General features: G+C 63.4%; 14 protein-coding genes. 6 read left to right on the top strand and 8 right to left on the bottom strand.

Annotated features, from left to right (window positions below; genetic code table 11):
- Positions 1–24: 24 nt before the first annotated feature.
- Both AB2N08_RS15110 and AB2N08_RS15105 read right to left on the bottom strand, forming a co-directional pair.
- Positions 25–2,679, bottom strand: a complete 2,655-nt coding sequence (locus tag AB2N08_RS15110; protein WP_367611483.1) for a TonB-dependent receptor — start codon at positions 2,677–2,679, stop codon at positions 25–27.
- Positions 2,680–2,778: 99 nt separating this feature from the next.
- A complete protein-coding gene (locus tag AB2N08_RS15105) occupies positions 2,779–4,122 on the bottom strand; it encodes a sugar MFS transporter (protein WP_367611482.1) in 1,344 nt (447 codons plus the stop codon).
- A gap of 398 nt (positions 4,123–4,520) precedes the next feature.
- Here AB2N08_RS15105 and AB2N08_RS15100 point away from each other — a divergent pair, with 398 nt between their 5' ends.
- The 5 genes from AB2N08_RS15100 to AB2N08_RS15080 all read left to right on the top strand — a co-directional run bounded on the left by AB2N08_RS15100 (position 4,521) and on the right by AB2N08_RS15080 (position 8,973).
- On the top strand, positions 4,521–4,871 hold the full coding sequence (locus AB2N08_RS15100; protein ID WP_367611481.1) for a PadR family transcriptional regulator: 351 nt from the start codon (positions 4,521–4,523) through the stop codon (positions 4,869–4,871).
- Entirely contained in the window at positions 4,868–5,410 is a 543-nt protein-coding gene (locus AB2N08_RS15095; RefSeq protein WP_367611480.1) for a DUF2812 domain-containing protein, read from the top strand. Before AB2N08_RS15100 ends, AB2N08_RS15095 begins: the two co-directional genes overlap by 4 nt.
- A gap of 332 nt (positions 5,411–5,742) precedes the next feature.
- Positions 5,743–7,185, top strand: a complete 1,443-nt coding sequence (locus AB2N08_RS15090) for a methyl-accepting chemotaxis protein (RefSeq protein ID WP_367611479.1) — start codon at positions 5,743–5,745, stop codon at positions 7,183–7,185.
- An 85-nt stretch (positions 7,186–7,270) separates the two neighbouring features.
- Positions 7,271–8,524, top strand: a complete 1,254-nt coding sequence (locus AB2N08_RS15085) for a hypothetical protein (protein WP_367611478.1) — start codon at positions 7,271–7,273, stop codon at positions 8,522–8,524.
- Positions 8,525–8,526: 2 nt separating this feature from the next.
- A complete protein-coding gene (locus tag AB2N08_RS15080; RefSeq protein WP_367611536.1) occupies positions 8,527–8,973 on the top strand; it encodes a phosphate ABC transporter substrate-binding protein in 447 nt (148 codons plus the stop codon).
- Positions 8,974–9,000: 27 nt separating this feature from the next.
- Here the strand turns inward: AB2N08_RS15080 and AB2N08_RS15075 are convergent, their stop codons facing one another.
- Positions 9,001–9,894: a LysR family transcriptional regulator gene (locus AB2N08_RS15075; RefSeq protein WP_367611477.1), complete on the bottom strand. Its 894-nt coding sequence runs from the start codon at positions 9,892–9,894 to the stop codon at positions 9,001–9,003.
- 128 nt (positions 9,895–10,022) lie between these two features.
- Between AB2N08_RS15075 and AB2N08_RS15070 the strand changes: the two genes are divergently transcribed.
- Positions 10,023–10,460, top strand: a complete 438-nt coding sequence (locus AB2N08_RS15070) for a PACE efflux transporter (protein WP_367611476.1) — start codon at positions 10,023–10,025, stop codon at positions 10,458–10,460.
- A 40-nt stretch (positions 10,461–10,500) separates the two neighbouring features.
- Here the strand turns inward: AB2N08_RS15070 and AB2N08_RS15065 are convergent, their stop codons facing one another.
- From AB2N08_RS15065 to AB2N08_RS15045, 5 genes are all read right to left on the bottom strand, one after another.
- Complete coding sequence (locus tag AB2N08_RS15065) at positions 10,501–11,388, bottom strand: RNA polymerase sigma-70 factor (protein ID WP_367611475.1); 888 nt, start codon at positions 11,386–11,388, stop codon at positions 10,501–10,503.
- 20 nt (positions 11,389–11,408) lie between these two features.
- Entirely contained in the window at positions 11,409–11,873 is a 465-nt protein-coding gene (locus AB2N08_RS15060; protein WP_367611474.1) for a carboxymuconolactone decarboxylase family protein, read from the bottom strand.
- A 144-nt stretch (positions 11,874–12,017) separates the two neighbouring features.
- Entirely contained in the window at positions 12,018–12,386 is a 369-nt protein-coding gene (locus AB2N08_RS15055) for a VOC family protein (protein WP_367611473.1), read from the bottom strand.
- 33 nt (positions 12,387–12,419) lie between these two features.
- Positions 12,420–13,193: an enoyl-CoA hydratase gene (locus AB2N08_RS15050; RefSeq protein ID WP_367611472.1), complete on the bottom strand. Its 774-nt coding sequence runs from the start codon at positions 13,191–13,193 to the stop codon at positions 12,420–12,422.
- Positions 13,194–13,287: 94 nt separating this feature from the next.
- Positions 13,288–14,484: an acetyl-CoA C-acyltransferase gene (locus tag AB2N08_RS15045; RefSeq protein ID WP_367611471.1), complete on the bottom strand. Its 1,197-nt coding sequence runs from the start codon at positions 14,482–14,484 to the stop codon at positions 13,288–13,290.
- Positions 14,485–14,500: the final 16 nt, after the last annotated feature.

Here is a 14,500-nt window from a genome sequence, read left to right as displayed (position 1 = left end):
TGTTATCACGCCGTTACCACGCCGTTACCAGTCGGCGCTCACGCGCAGGCCGAACATGCGCGGCTCGTTGTACTGGCCGATGACGTACCCCGGATCGACGATGCGCGCGTTGTTCTTGGCAAAGACATCGTTCAGGTTGTTCACGTACAGCTCGGCGCGCCAGTTGCCGCCTGGTGCACCGAGACGCAGCGAGGCGTCGTAGGTGGCGTAAGCGCCCTGCTGGTTGCCAATCTTGGCGTTGTCCAGGTTCTGGATGCTGAAGTACATCTTGTCTTGCCAGCGGGCCGACAGGCGCGGTGTGAGTTCATAGTCGCCGGCCAGCATGAAGCGCTGCGAGACTTCGATCCGGGCCGAGTTGCGCGGTGCATTCGGTAAATCATTCCCCACCACGTTCGCCGGGAAGCGGCCGACCAGCGCCTGGTTCGGACCGGTGTAGCGCACGCATGGCTCGACGCCGTAGGTGGCGCGAAACGGGCCGCACGGCACATCGCGCCAGGTCTGGGTGTAGTCCGGATACGACACCACCTTGGCGCGCAGGTGGGCGTACTGGAAGTTCACTTCGGCGCCAGCCCATGGCCGGTATTTGCCTTCCAGTTCCAGGCCCGAGATTTTCGCTTCGGCTGCATTGGTGGTGCCGTACAACACGGCGGAATCGCACGATGGATTGGCCGCCGTGCACGGGATGGCCGGGATGATCTTGCCCATCTCGACCGCGCCGGTCATCTGCATGTCCTTGTAGCGGCTGTGGAAGGCGGTGGCCGAGAACGACAGGCGGTTGTCCAGCATGCGGCCCTTGTAGCCGACCTCGAAATTGGTCAGCGTTTCAGGTTTCCATGGCAGGAACGTGTAGTGCGGGCCCGGCTCGCGGTCGGCGCAGTTGCCGCCCAGGCCACGGGCGCAGATATTCTGCTTGTCGCTGAAGCCGCCCGCCTTGTAGCCGGTCGAGAGCGAACCGAACACGAAGTCGTCCGGCGTGACCTGGTAGCTCAGGCCGAGGCGCCAGGTGAACTTGTTCCACGAGTCGCGGTTGCTGCTCACGTCGGGCGTGATGCCGGCCATGCCGGCCACACCGTAATACGAACCCATGCCCGGTTTCAGGTCGCTGCTGTTAAAGAAGCGGCCCGGGATCGGCGTGTACTGGCCCTGGAAGTACGAGTACGGGTCGCCCGTCGTGCCCGAATCGTAGAATTTGCCGTCCTTGTCTTCGCGCACGTCGCGCGTCATGCGCCCGCCGACCGTCAAATTCCATTTTGGCGCGAAGGCCCAGTCGACCTGGCTGAAGGCGGCCATCGATTCGGCCTGGCGATCGGTCTGGCTGTACAGGTTGTAGTACGGCGCGCCCGGTGCATTGACCATCGCCGAGATCGAGTCTTCGCCGAATTCGATCGCGTTCTTCTCGTGCATCCAGAACAGGCCGGTGACGTAGCGCAGATTGCCCTGCTCGCCGCGCAATTGCAGTTCCTGCACGGTCGTCTTGAATTTCGACGAGTTGGTGAATCCGGCCGAGTCATTGACGAAGCCGCCGTAGATATTGATGTCGTCGGCCAGTGGCTGGTAACCGGAATCGCCATCGCGGATCTGGCGGCGCTTCTGCACCGAGTGCGACACATTGTATTCAACTGTGGCGGTAGGCGTCAGGCTCCAGGTCAGGCGGTTGCGGAAGGTGTCGATGTTCCAGTCGAGCTCACCCGGCCGGTTGATCTTGACGTCCCACTGCCCGCCCGGACAGGCGTGGGCGGTGCCGGCCGCCATCGTGCAATCCTTGAGCGCGATGTCGCCGGCGCCCTTGTTGGTGTAGCGCTCGTAGGCGCCGAGCCATTCGAGATTGTTGGCGATCTTCCAGCGGCCCTGCAGGCGCGCCGCCCATTCGTCCTTGTTGCCGTACGCGTCGCTGGAACCGACCTTGCGGTTGAACCGCTGGTCGACATCGGGGATGACGTTGCCGGCCGCATCGCGCGCGGGCGTCACGCCGAACTGCGGAAAATCGGCGGCATAGAAATCCTGCTCCTGGTTAAGGTAGCTGTCACGCTTGATGACCATCATCGTGGCGCGCATCGCGAAGGTGTCGCTCACCGGGATGTTCTGCACGGCCGTCACCTGGCGCAGGTTGTAGCGCCCGATCGTCAGGCCGGCATTGCCTTCGGTCGAATTGAATTGCGGCTTGTTCGGAATGATGTTGATGCTGCCGCCGGTCGCATTGCGGCCGAACAGCGTGCCCTGCGGCCCGCGCAGCACTTCGACCTGTTCCAGGTCGAACAGCAGCGCCAGCGCCGACTGCGGGCGCGGCGTGTAGATGCCATCGACGTTCAGGCTCACCGCCGGATTGCCGATCTCGGTGAAGTCATTGCTGCTCACGCCGCGTACCGAAATCTTCACGCCCGAGCTGCCATCGGTCGCGCTGCCCAGTTGCAGGTTGGGCACTTCGCCGCTCAGGCCGCGCACGTCGGTGATGCCCTTGCGGGTCAGTTCATCCTGGCCGACTGCGGTGACCGAGACCGGGGTACGCAGCAGCGAGGTCGAATGACGCGTTGCCGTCACCTTCACTTCGGCGATCGCTTCACCGGTGCTTTGCCGGGGCGTCGTCGGCGTTGCGGTATCTTGCGCCAGGGCCGGCATGGCGATGCAGGCGCTGGCGACAGCCACACTGATCAGCGTTTTATTTGGTTTCAGTAGAGACATCCGGTGCTCCTGGTATGAAATGAAAAACGATGGACCGCGCAGCGACGCCGTGCGGACAGTTCCTGATGGTGCAATTGGTGTAGCGGAAGCGGTATGGCGTCACGACCTGCCGCGGCCCCAGCGACGGATCTTGTGGCCGTACGCCGCATACCAGAGGATCAGGGCGTAGCACGGCAGCAGCATCCAGTAGGCGCCGCGCGAGGTGTTCAGGTCGGCCAGGTGGCCATACAGCAGGGGCAGGACCGCACCACCGGAAATCGCCATCACCAGCAGCGCCGAGCCGCTCGCAGTGTAGCGGCCCAGTCCCTGCAGGGCCAGGGGCCAGATCGCCGGCCACACCATGGCGTTGGCCAGGCCGAGCAGCGCGAGCAACATGACCGTGTCGGGTACCGTCGGCACCCCTGCCCAGCCGATGAGAGCTTGCGAGATGCCGCTGTCGGTAGCGGAACCGGTAGCCACCCCGATTGTCAGCAGCAGGCCTGCCACCGCCGAGAACAGCAAGGCGCGCTGCTGCGAGAGGTAGCGTGGGATCGCGACCACGCCGATCAGGTAACCGAGCACCATGCACATCATCGTGTACGACGTCAACACGCCGAAGTTGGCCACATTCAGTTCATGCCCATACAGGCCGATGGTGTCGCCGGCAATGACTTCCACGCCGACGTAGGCGAACAGCGCCAGCGCGCCAAAGACCAGTTGCGGGAACTGCAGCACGCCGGTACGCTCGACGCCGACGCCCGGGCTGTCGGTCTCGGGCTCGATATCGCGCAGATTCGAACAATGGATGAACACCATGATCACGAACAGCACCGCCGCCATGCAGATATACGGCAGCACCAGCCGCTCGGACAGGCCGGCGCGGGCGGCGGCGCGGGCGCTCGGGTCAAGCGCCTCGAGCGCGGTATGCGAGAAGCTGTCGATGTCGGCCAGCATCAGCGTGGAGAACACCAGCGGCACCACCACCCCGGCGCCCTTGTTGAACAAGCCCATGATGCTGATGCGCATTGCGGCGCTCTCACGCGGGCCAAGGCAGACGATGTAGGGATTGATCGCGGTCTGCATCAGGGTCATGCCGCTGGCCAGCGTAAACAGCGCCACCAGGAACAGTTCGTAGCGTGCGCTTTGCGCCGCCGGGATGAACAGCAGCGCCCCGACGCACATGATGCCCAGGCCGATCGTCATGCCCTTCTTGTAGCCGGTCCTTACCAGCACGGCGGCCGATGGCAGGGCCATGGCGGTGTAGGCGATGTAGAACGCAAAGGTCACCCACAGGGCCTGGAAATTGTTCAGGCCGCAGACGATCTTCAGGAACGGCACGAGTGACCCGTTGAGCCAGGTGACAAAGCCGAGGATGAAGAACAGCAGGCCGACGAACGCCATGCCGAGTACGACGTCGCGTCTGGAATTGCCGGCCTGCGGTGCGCTGGCGAGGGTCACAGCCATGATGCACCGCCCATGTCGATGACTGCCAACAGTGCACACGGCAGGCGGTGCGGGATCGTCTTGAACTGTTGCATGAATGTCCTCGTGTTATCGATGATTCATGCTAGCAGCGGCGCAAGGCGGCAACCAGCCGGGGGCTGATGGCGCATAACCATATGATTTTATTGAAATGTCTCTCGAGGACGAGGGGGTGGCGCTAACACTTCTTTACAAACAGCGGCGACTGACGGCGCGCATCGCGGCAATAGCAGTGTCCTTGCTTGCAAAACTTTACAAATCAACGCGAGAAATTACAGGAGTGTGACTTCAGCACCACAAGACGCCGATTACGTCTGAACCAAGCTGTTTTCAGGCTACTATATCGGAAGTCGGTATGTCGTTAGTCGATACACACATGCATGGGAGGTTTCTTGGACATCAACTACGCGAAATACCTGCCCCTGTCCGAAGCCACCTATTACGTCCTGGCCGCGCTGCACGAACCTCTGCACGGCTATGCGCTGATGCAAAAAGTCGAAGCGATGAGCGAGGGAAATGTGGTGATCGGTCCAGGCACCTTGTACGGCGCGTTCGCCACGCTGGAAAAGCAGGGCCTGATCGACAAGGTGAGCGAGATCGACCGGCGCAAGACCTATGCGCTGACGAGCAAGGGACGCCTGGTGCTGGCCGAACAAGTACGACGCCTTGGCATCATGGTCCGCAATGGACAATTTGCGGTTTCAACATCCAATCAGGGAGACGCAGCGTGAGCAAGACAGTGACGAAATTCAGGTTTTTCTTCGCTCATCAGGATGAGGAGCAGGAAGCATGGCTGCGCGCCATGGCCCAGCAGGGCTTTCATCTGATCAACGTGAATCCGCTGTGCTTCTGGACATTTCGCATCGGCGCGCCTGCCGACATCGTCTACCGCCTTGATTTTCCTGGCACGGGTAGCGACCCGGCATTCGCGCAACTGATGGATGACGCGGGCTGGTCGCTCGCCGCCGCCACGGTCGGCTGGCATTATTGGCGCACGCCGGCCGTCGATGGCCGGGTTCCCGAGATCTTCACCGACAGTGCATCGAAAGCCGAAAAGTTCAGGCGCCTGGTCTCGGTGCTCGTCGTCAGCGGCCTGCCGCTGTTCATCATCCTTCTCACGATCGACAAGCAGCGCGCCTATGCCCAGTTGTCCGTGCCGTCGCTTGTCATTCTGGGCACGATCGTCAGCCTGTATCTGGGCACTGTCGGCTATTCGGTCGTGCGCTTGCGCCAGCGCTTGGGCCGACTGCAAGGCCCGCTGGCTCGCTGAAATGGGAGCAGCCGGCGGAGATGGCATGCCAGTGCAACGTCACAATACGGAACTTTGTACGGATCGTCAGAATTTATAGCCGATATGCAAGATTTCACGAATAAAAAGGTAAATACGATGCATCCTGTTGCTGATTCGTTATTTAACTCTCCATAACTAACTCAGCATTTCATCAAATTTACCGGTTTTCATCGGTCTGATCAGTATCAATCAAGCAATCACCGCGGGAAATTCAAGGAATTTGACGATGCTCGGCATCAAAAATACAACGGTTGTTGCTCCCAATCTATATTTTTCAGGTCTAATGTCGACATACACTGTTGTCCACGACCATGATGCCCACTGCAGCCAACCTGACACCTGTCCACCGCCAAGCCGATCGTCTTCTCATCGTCGTTCTCTGGGCCATGCTGGGGTTTTCGCTGGCGCTGGCAGGTATCCATGACACCCTGACGTGGTCGCTGGTGGTGGGCTTGCCGATTGTCGCACTGGCGAGCGGTGTCACGTTCCTGGCCAGCGGCACCCTGTCGAGCCGCATGGTCAATGCCGCCGCCCTGATGGCGATGTGCGCCCTGCACATCCATCAAGGCAATGGCCGGGAAGAGCTGCATTTCGGGATTTTTGTTTCGCTCGCAATCTTGCTGTGCTACCGCGACTGGCGCGTGATCATGCTCGCGGCAGGCCTGACCGCCGTGCACCATTTCAGCTTCAACTATCTTCAAGAACTCGGCTATGGCGTCATTTGCCTGACCAGACCGGGCCTGGCAATCGTTTTCATCCACGCCGGATACGTCATTGTCGAGACCATGGTGCTGTGCTACATCGCCCTGGTGCTGCAACGCGAAGCGCTACGTTCGGCCGAGCTGCGCGCCAGCGTGTCGATGCTCCAGGCGCAGCACGGCATCATCGATCTGCGCACGCTGGCGCCGGCCACCAGCAGTAGCGGCCGCGCCCTGCGCGACGTGCTGCACACGCTGCAGGCGGCGATCGGTCAGGTGCGCGACACGGTCGACACCACTCGCGGCGCGGCCAGCGAGATCGCCGAAGGCAGCGCACTGCTGTTCGAGCACTCGCGGGACCAGACCGAGGCATTCGGCCGCGCCGCTGCCTCCATCGACGAACTCGGCGACATCATCCGTACCAATGCCGATCACGCCCACCAGGCCAATGCACTGGCGACGCAGGCATCTGGCATTGCCGCCGTCGGCGGACGCCAGGTGGCTGTCGTCGTCGAGCGCATGGGGTTGATCGACACGTCGTCGCGCCAGATCGCCGAGATCACTGCCGTCATCGATGGCATCGCGTTCCAGACCAATATTCTTGCGCTCAACGCCGCAGTGGAGGCAGCCCGCGCCGGCGAACAAGGGCGCGGTTTTGCCGTTGTCGCCGCTGAAGTGCGGCAGCTGGCCCAGCGTTCGGGCGACGCCGCCCGCCAGATCAAGGGACTGATCGAGGAATCGGTGCGTCAGGTCAGCGCCGGCAGCAAGCTGGCCCAGGAAGCCGGGCGCACGATGGACGACATCGTGTCGAGCGTGACCAATGTGACGGGCGTGGTCGGCAAGATCAGCGTGGCCGGCGAAGAACAGGCGGTACGTGTAACAGCGATATCGGATGCCATCGACGCCATGGACAAGTCCCTGCAACACAATGCCCAGATGGTCAGAAAGACCGCCACGGCGGCCGACTCGCTGCAGCAGCGCGCCCATGGCCTGGCACAGGTCGTGAGCATTTTCCGGCTCGATACGCCGGACGCGGCGCGGCTGGCGCTGCCATAAGCGCTGCAGCAAGCGCCGGGTCATTCACGCCATCTCAGGCGCCACGGGCGCCGTTATCACCGTAATACGCATCACATCACCATCAATGTCATTCATGTCTCAGATTCCGGCGGCGCGCAGCGTTGCCTCCACCGCCGTACTGCTGTGCCTGCTGGCCTGGCCGCACGGCCAGGCAAAAGCGCAGATGAAATCGACCATCACCGGCTTCGGCACTGCTGCCGCCGTCCATTCCACGCAAGACCAGGGAGACTATACGGTCAACCCCAACTCTCCCGGCCAGGCGGGCCATTCCAGGGAATGGGCCTTCGATGTGGATAGCCGTGCCGGTGCGCAGCTGGATGTGCAGTTCGACAAGCGCTGGTCGGCCGTGGTGCAGGTAACGCAAGAAAAAAGCGTCGAGAATTCGTATAAAACTTACCTCACCTGGGCCAACGTGAAGTTCCAGGCAACGCCGGAGTTGTCGCTGCGCGCCGGTCGCATTGCGCTGCCGCTGTTCCTGGCGGCCGATTACCGCAAGGTGGGTTACGCCCTGCCCTGGCTGCGCGCGCCGGTCGAGCTCTACAGCCTGATACCGATCGCCAACAGCGATGGCGTCGATGCCTCTTACCGCTGGCAGTCCGGCGAGGTCAAGCACGAGACCACGCTCTCGCTCGGCCGCGCCACCGCACGCCTGAACAAGGATGTCACCGGCAAGGCCCGCAATATCGTCGGCCTTACCGAAAGCGCAACCGCCGGCGCCCTGACGCTGCGCTTTACCGCGGCCCAGACGCTGCTCGCGGTGCCGGGCGCCGAAGCACTGTTCGATGGCTTGCGCGCCTTCGGGGCGCCAGGCGAGGCACTGGCGCAGCGCTACGATCCCGCCAAGCGCCATGTGCGCGTGTTCAGCGCCGGCTTCAACTACGATCCGGGCGACTGGTTCGTTACCGGCGAAAGCGGCCGCATCAACACAGGCTCGATCCTGGGCGACCAGACCGCTTCTTATCTTTCGGCAGGCCGCCGCTTCGGCAACGTGGCGCCGTATGCCACGTATGCGCGCCTGGTTGCCAACCTTCCCACGTACACGGCCGGCTTGCCGCTGGAAGGCTTGCCGCTCGAGGCGGCAGCCGTGGCGGGCTTCTTGAACGACACCCTGAACTTCCAGCTGCGCCAGATCGGTGTGCAAGACACGGCCAGCGTCGGCGTGCGCTGGGATGTCGCCCCGAACGTTGCCCTCAAGGCGCAGCTCGACCGGGTCACGCCGCGCGGCGGCTCCATCGGCACCCTGATCAATGTCCAGCCCGGCTTCCGGTCCGGCCAGAGCTTCAACGTGATCAGCCTTGGCATGGATGTCGTATTTTGACCATGATGAACCGCTTGCTGCGCCCTATTTTCACGTGCCTGTGCCTGTGCCCGGCACTTGCGCTGTCGCCTCACGCCGCCCGGGCGGCAGACCTGGCGGTGATCGTCTCGGCACGCAGCCCCGTGATGACGCTGCGTGCCGACCAGGTTGCCGAGATCTTCCTGTCCCAGACCAATCGCTTCCCGAACGGCAGCGAAGTCGTGCCGATCGACCAGGATCTCGGTTCGCCATTGCGTAACGAGTTCTACAGCAAGGTGACGCACCGTACCCCTGCCCTCGTCAAGGCCCATTGGGCAAGATTGATCTTCACCGGCCGTGGCCAGCCACCAGCGGAGGTGGCCGGCAACGATGCCATGCGCAAGATGATCGCAGAGAACCCGGGGATGATCGGTTATGTCGAGCGCAGTGCGCTCGACGCCAGCGTGCGCGCAGTGCTGATCGTGCGCTGACCGAACGCCCGCCCCTGGCCGCAGGCATCAACCGCCGTTTTCCCGGTATTGCGCAAACAGCTGCCCGACGAAATCGACGACCGCCCTGACGCGTGCACTCGTGCGCAGGCCACTGTGCATCGACAGCCAGATATCCTGGTCGAGCTCGGGAATGTGCGGCAGCGCGGCGACCAGGTCATGCGCCTCGACGGCAAGAAAGGTGGCCAGCACACCCAGGCCGGCGCCATGGGCGACGCCATCGAGAATACCGAGGCCGTAGCTGCAGCGCATCCACGGCGCGCGCGCGCCAGGCAGCGCCCGCAGCCAGCGATCGGAGTGGAACTCGGCGCGCGGCTCGTCGAACCCCACGAACGGCACATCAGTCCAGTCGCGCCTGGCCAGGGCGGCCGCATGACGCGTTGCGACATCCCGGCTGCAGTACAGGCCGAAGGACAGGGTGCCGATCTGGCGCGTGACGAGGTCGAGTTGTTCGGGCCGATAAGGACGGATCGCGATATCGGCCTCGCGCCGCGCCAGGTTGTAGGGGCGGTGGGAGGTGACGATTTCCACTTCCACATCGGGGTAGGCATCGTGAAATGGCGCAAAGCGCGTGGTAAGGAAATACGATAACCACTCGTCGGTGTTGATCCGCACCACACCGGACGCCCCGTGCGCATTCTGCTGCGCCCGCGCATGCTCGACTTCCAGCGCGATGTCGCCCATCTGCTCGGCCAGCGCGAACACATCCGCACCGAACGCGGTCGGGATGCAACCGCTCTGGAAACGTTCAACGAGTTTTTGGCCCACCGCGTCTTCGAGCTGGTCGAGCCGGCGAGACAATGTGGCCGGGCTCAATCCCGCCTTCCTTGCGGCGCCCCGCAAGGTGCCCTCCTGCGCAATCAGCGACAGCAGGCGCAGATCATCCCAGTTCAAGTGTTTCATATCCGGAGCACTATGCCTCGAATTCTGGTCTATGTGTACATTTATTGACTATGCGATGATGTTTTCCTTGGCGCTGCACGACCCCGCGGTCAGTCTGCACGCCCTGACAATAACAAGGAGCAAACCATATGCGCACATTCCGCGACCGCGTCCGCCACGCCCTGCTGTTCGAGGCCGTGGCCCTGGCCATATTCATTCCCGGATCGGCAGCGCTGTTCGACCAGCCGGTACAGGACATGGGCGTGATCGGCGTCGTGTCGGCTACCGTCGCCACACTGTGGAACTTCGTCTTCAACCTGGGATTCGACCGCGTCATGCTGCGCCTGCGCGGCAGCGTTCACAAGACGATGGCGATCCGGGTCGCGCACACCGTCCTGTTCGAGGCGGGCCTGGTCGTCATGCTCATTCCAATGATCGCCTGGTACCTGGGCATCGGCCTGTGGGCGGCCCTGGTCATGGATCTTGCGATCGTGACCTTTTATCTGGTGTACGGTTTTCTGTTCAATCTTGCCTATGACCGCGTGTTCCCCATTGCGGTGCAGGCGCGGCACGTACAGCCGTGCTGACGATCATCGGCGCCACCGGACCAGTGCGCGCGCTGGCGCTTCACAAGTGCTGCGGGAGGGTGGCGAGTTTGTCCGGGTTGCGCATCACAAAAACCGCGACGATGTGCGCGCCATCCACGATGAACGCCTGCGCCGATTCGAGCTTGCCGTCCACGTAGCGCAATAACCCCGGTTCGCCGTTCACGCTCGCCGACCGGTACACCACCTGCCGTGGGTATTGATGCTCGACGGACCAGAACACGCCCGCCACCCTCCCGGCGCCGCGCAGGATGCGCATGAAGGACTTCACCTTGCCGCCACCGTCCGAGACCAGCTGGACGTCGTCGGCCATTAGCGAACGCATGGCGTCCATATCCCCCTTGCCCGCCGCATCCCGGAACGCAGCCAGCAGTTCCCGATGCGCATCGACCGGGACCGTGAAGCGTGGCCGCTCCTGCTGCACCCGGCCGATAGCGCGGTGCACCAGTTGGCGGCAGGCGGCCTCCGATTTGCCCAGCGCCGAGGCAATATCGGCGTAATCGGTGTCGAACACCTGGCGCATCAGGAATGCAGCGCGTTCTTCCGGGGCCAGGCGCTCGAGCACCCACATGAAGGCCACCGACACGTCGCTGGCCATTTCGACGGCGCGCTCCGGCGTGTTCTCATCCAGCTCGACCAGGGGTTCCGGCAGCCACCAGCCGATGTACGCTTCGCGGTCCGCCTTGCTGGAGCGCAAGCGGTCGATGGCCAGCCGGGTCGTCACCGTCACCAGCCAGGCCTCGAACGACTGCACGGCATCCTGGTCGGCGCCATGCAGGCGCAGCCAGGCATCCTGGACGACATCCTCGGCATCGGCGCGGATGCCGAGCATGCGATAGGCAATCGAAAACAGCCGGGGCCGCAGTTCGTTGAAGACATCCTGGGCCGGTAGCTGGCGTTGATCGTTCATGACTGGCAGCCGATCGAAGATTAAAAGCCCGGGGCGGGCTGCTCGGGGATCTGGTTGCGCAGCGCGAGGTTCAGCACGTTCCAACCGCGTATGGCGGCGATAACGTAGCTGAGCTCGACGATTTCCGTTTCGCTGAAATGCTCGCGCAGTTCGCCGTAAACAGCGTCGGTGTCGTCGCGCTGCGGCAGCGCATTGACGGCGTCGGCCCAGCCCAGTGCCGCCCGTTCGCGCGCGCTGAAGAACGGCGCCTCGCGCCAGCCGGCGATGGCATTGAGGTGGCGCGGATCGGCGCCCTGCTTGAGCAGTGAGCGCCAGTGCATGTCGACACACACGCCGCAGCCATTGACCTGCGACACGCGCAGGTTGACCAGCTCGAACAGGCGCTCGCCGATCGAACTCTTGCCGACGGTCTTCGACAAGTTGACCAGCGCATGCAGTGCGTTGGGGGCGAGGGAAAAAAATGGCAGGCGGGCAGCAGAAGACATGGTGGACCTTTTCGGTTCAGCGAGAGCGCACGATGCGCTCTCTACACCTGTCAGACGCGCCGGCCCGCGCGCTTGTGACAGCTTTGAGCGACATGTTGTGCTGTCATGCGCCCTGCATCACAGCCGGCCGACCGTTCGCCGCCCCTACTGCCCGCTATCCGCATCGGCCGACCACACCGCCAGCTCGTAGCCATCCGGGTCGATGAAGTGGAAACGTCGCCCGCCGGGAAACGAGAACACGGCGCGGCTGATGCTACCGCCGGCGGCCTCGATGCTGCGTTGCGCGCGTACCAGGTCGTCCGAGTACAGGATGACCAACGCGCCGCCCGGCCGGACCGGCTCGCCGACCGTGAAGCCACCGGTCAGCCGGCCGTCGGTAAACTCCGTGTAGTCAGGGCCGTAGTCGGTGAAAGTCCAGCCGAATGCGGCGCCATAGAATGCCTTGCTTCTGGCGATCTCGAGAACGTTGAACTCGATGTTATCGATCTGGCTCTCTTTGCCTCGTGTGCTCATCACTCCCTCCTGTCAGGTTGAACGCGGTATACCTCAGTCGAACTTGCTGAAATCCGGCTTGCGCTTCTCGAAGAACGCGGTGAACGCCTCTTTCGCTTCGGCCCCACCGAGCATCGCGCTGAAGCGCTCGTTCTCGGCCGCGATCGTGTCTTTCACTTGCGCAGTGCGCGAGCGGCGCATCAGCGCCTTGGTCGTCCGGATCGATGCGGGCGGCAGCTTGACCAGTTTCGCCGCCTGCGCCTGCGCGAACGCCAGCAGTTCAGCGGCCGGCAGCACGCGCGCGACGATCCCCATCTCCAACGCCTCTTGCGCCAAAAACGGCTCGCCCAGCATCAGCTTTTCAGCGGCGCGCGTGTAGCCGGCCGCCTGCGCGATCAGCAGCGACGACGCAAACTCGGGGCACAGGCCCAGTTGCGTGAACGGCATCGAGAACTTGGCGTTGTCGGCCGCGTAGACCAGGTCGCAGTGCATCAGCAGCGTGGTGCCGATGCCGACGGCGGCGCCGGCCACGGCAGCGACCACCGGTTTGGTGCAGGCTTCCAGCGCCAGCATGAACTGGAACACGGGACGGTCAGCCGTCATGGCGCCTTCGCCGGCGTTGTTCAGAAAATCATCGAGGTCATTCCCGGCCGTGAAAATCTCGGGCTGGCCGGTGATCAGGATGGCGCGCACGTTCGTGTCTTCTTCGGCGGCGGTCAAGGCGTCGGCCATCGTCTGGTACATCGCGCCGGTGATGGCGTTCTTGCGCTCGAGACGGTTGAAGGTGATGGTGAGGATGCCGTCGGCGGTGGTGGTCAGGATGGTCATGGTGGTGGTCTCCGCATTATTCTGTACGTCGGATGGACGCGTGGGCGGGACATGACTGGCATGCCCCGCCCACGCGGTGATGGCTGGCGCTTGATTACACGCGTTCGATGATGCCCGCCGCGCCCATGCCGGCGCCGACGCACATCGTCACCATGCCGTACTTCAGGTTATTCCGACGCAGCGCGTGCACGACGGTCGCGGCGCGGATCGCGCCGGTGGCGCCCAATGGGTGGCCCAGGGCGATCGCGCCGCCCAGCGGGTTGACCTTGCTGGTGTCGAGATTCAGGTCGCGAATCACGGCCAGTGCCTGCGCGGCAAACGCTTCGTTCAGCTCGATCCAGTCCAGCTGGTCTTGCGTGATGCCGGCGGCGGCCAGCGCTGCAGGGATCGCGAACTTCGGACCGATGCCCATGATCTCTGGCGGCACGCCGCGCACGGCGAACGACGAGAACTTGGCCAGCGGCGTCAGGTTGTGCTCGCGCAGGATTTTTTCGCTGACGACGATCAGCGCACCGGCGCCGTCCGACATCTGCGACGAGGTCGCGGCGGTCACCGAGCCCTTGGCCGCGAAGACCGGCTTGAGCTTGCCCATGCTTTCCATGCTGGCGTCGGCGCGCGGGCCTTCGTCGGTATCGACGGTGCGCTTCTTGATGTCGATCTGGCCAGTGGCCAGGTTTGGCGTGCGGGTGATGACCTCGACCGGGGTGATCTCGTCCTTGAAGTAGCCGGCCTGCTGCGCGGCAATGGCGCGGCGGTGCGATTCCAGGCCAAAGGCGTCCTGGTCTTCGCGCGAGATCTTCCACTGGTTGGCGACATTCTCGGCCGTCAGGCCCATGCCGTAGGCCAGGCCCACGTTCTCGTCCTTGAACGTGTCCATATTGATCGAAGGGTGGTGGCCCATCATCGGCACCATCGACATCGATTCGACGCCGCCGGCGATCATCACGTCGGCTTCGCCCACGCGGATGCGGTCGGCCGCCATCGCCAGCGCGGTGATGCCCGAGGCGCAGTAACGGTTGACTGTCACGCCGCCCACGGTGTTTGGCAGGCCGGCCAGCACCACCGAGTTACGGGCGATGTTGAAGCCCTGCTCGGCTTCCGGGAACGAGCAGCCGATGATCGCATCGATGATCAGCGCCGGGTCCAGGTTCGGCACGGCCGCCATGGCGCCGCGGATCGCGTGCACCAGCAGGTCGTCCGGGCGGGTCTTGTTGAACATGCCGCGCGGCGCCTTGCCGATCGGGGTGCGGGTCGCTGCGACGATGTATGCGTCTTGAAGTTGTTTGCTCATGTCAGTGTCCTGTTCT

Source organism: Massilia aurea (assembly GCF_040790145.1).
Taxonomy (GTDB): Bacteria; Pseudomonadota; Gammaproteobacteria; order Burkholderiales; family Burkholderiaceae_D; genus Telluria; species Telluria aurea_C.
Note: the sequence above shows the minus strand (reverse complement) of the source record. Positions and strands in the feature narration are given on the sequence as shown.